Below are 1,562 nucleotides of genomic sequence, written 5' to 3'. Positions count from 1 at the left end.
GCCCCCACCCCCGCCGACCGTCCCGCGGACGACGAGATCTGGCCCACCGAAACCGCGCAGGCCGCCCTCTTCGCCCATCAGGCGGCGCTGGCGGACGCCTGGCGGGCGGCCGGGATACGCCCCGCGCTCCTGCTCGGGCACAGCGTCGGCGAGTACGCCGCCCTGTACGCGGCCGGTGCCCTGACGCTGGAGGGCGGGCTGCGGCTCACCGCCTGGCGTGGGCGGCTGATGCAGACCCGCTGCCAGGCCGGGGGCATGCTCGCCGTCCGGGCCGACCAGACCACCGCGCGGCGCATCGCGCGGGCCGCCGGTGCGGAGCTCGCCGCGGTCAACGGCCCCCACGCCCAAGTGCTCTCGGGCCCGCCGCAGGCCCTGAAGGAGGCCGCGGCACTGCTCGACCAGGAGGGCCTGCGGTGGCGTGCGCTGCCCGTCGACCGGGCGTTCCACTCCGCAGGGATCGACAGCGCCCTGGACGAGTTCCGCACCCGTGCGCGCGGTGTGACGTACCGTCCGCTGCGCACCCCGCTGGTGACCACGGCCGACGGTGAGCTGCGCCGGGCGGGATGGACGGTCGACGTGGAGTACCTCTGCCGTCAGGCCCGGCAGCCCGTCCGCTTCGGTCTCGCCATGGACACGGCCGTCGAGCAGGGCTGCCGGGACTTCGTGGAGATCGGCGCCGGGCGGACCCTCACCGGCCTCGGCCGGCACTGCGTACCCGACAGCCGCTGGCTGAGCGGGCAGGGCGAAGGGGGCGGGGCGGCCGAGCAGGCACACGGGTTCCTGACGGCGCTCGGCTCGCTGTACGGCAGGGGCGCGGACCTGGACTGGCACGCGCTGACCGGTGACGGGGGCCGGGTGCCGCTGCCGGGACATCCGCTGCGGCGGCGTGCGGTGCCGTTCCGGGCGGAGGCGTCGGTGCCGGCTCCTGAGAAGCCCGGGCCGGACGATGAAGTCCTGCTCGTCATAAGGGAACTGGCGGCTGACAAGCTCGGCCGTCCCACCGCCGACGTCACACCGGACAGCTCGTTCTTCGAGCTGGGCGCCGACTCGCTCTCCCTGATGAGCATGACGACGGAACTGGAACAGCGGTACGGCGTCCGGGTCCCGGTCCGGGAGGTGTTCGACTCGGCCGACACACCGCGCAGGCTGGCGGAACGGGTCGCGCGGTTGCGCGGAGACGTGCCGGTGGTCCGGGAACCGGTGAACCAGGAACCGGTGATCCGGGAACCGGTGGTCCAGGAACCGGTGGTCCAGGAACCGGTGGTCCAGGAACCGGTGGTCCAGGAACCGGTGGTCCAGGAACCGGTGGTCGAGCAGCCGGCGGCGCCTGCCGCTCCGTCGGAGTCACCGGAAGGGCTGCACGCCTTGTTCGGTCAGCAGCTACGGCTGGCGGAGCAACTCGTCGAGCAGGTGGGCGAGATGATCTCCCGCCAACTGGACGTGCTCGCGGCGTCCGGCACCACGACTGCATCGCCCGCTCCGGCACGGACGCAGGCACGCTCGCAGGCACCCCTTGTCCCCCGGCCCGCGCCCACGCCCACGCCCTCCACCCCGTCCCCTGC

At 74.2% G+C, this 1,562-nt stretch carries 1 protein-coding gene; it reads left to right on the top strand.

Features of this window, described 5'->3' with window-relative positions:
* Window positions 1–1,562 (top strand): acyltransferase domain-containing protein (locus CA983_RS43490; protein ID WP_143645828.1); only part of this gene is annotated, 1,562 nt, incomplete at both ends.

Origin of the sequence: Streptomyces swartbergensis (assembly GCF_002148965.1) — a bacterium.
GTDB classification, from domain to species: domain Bacteria; phylum Actinomycetota; class Actinomycetes; order Streptomycetales; family Streptomycetaceae; genus Streptomyces; species Streptomyces swartbergensis.
This window is presented reverse-complemented; position numbering and strand designations above follow the sequence as displayed.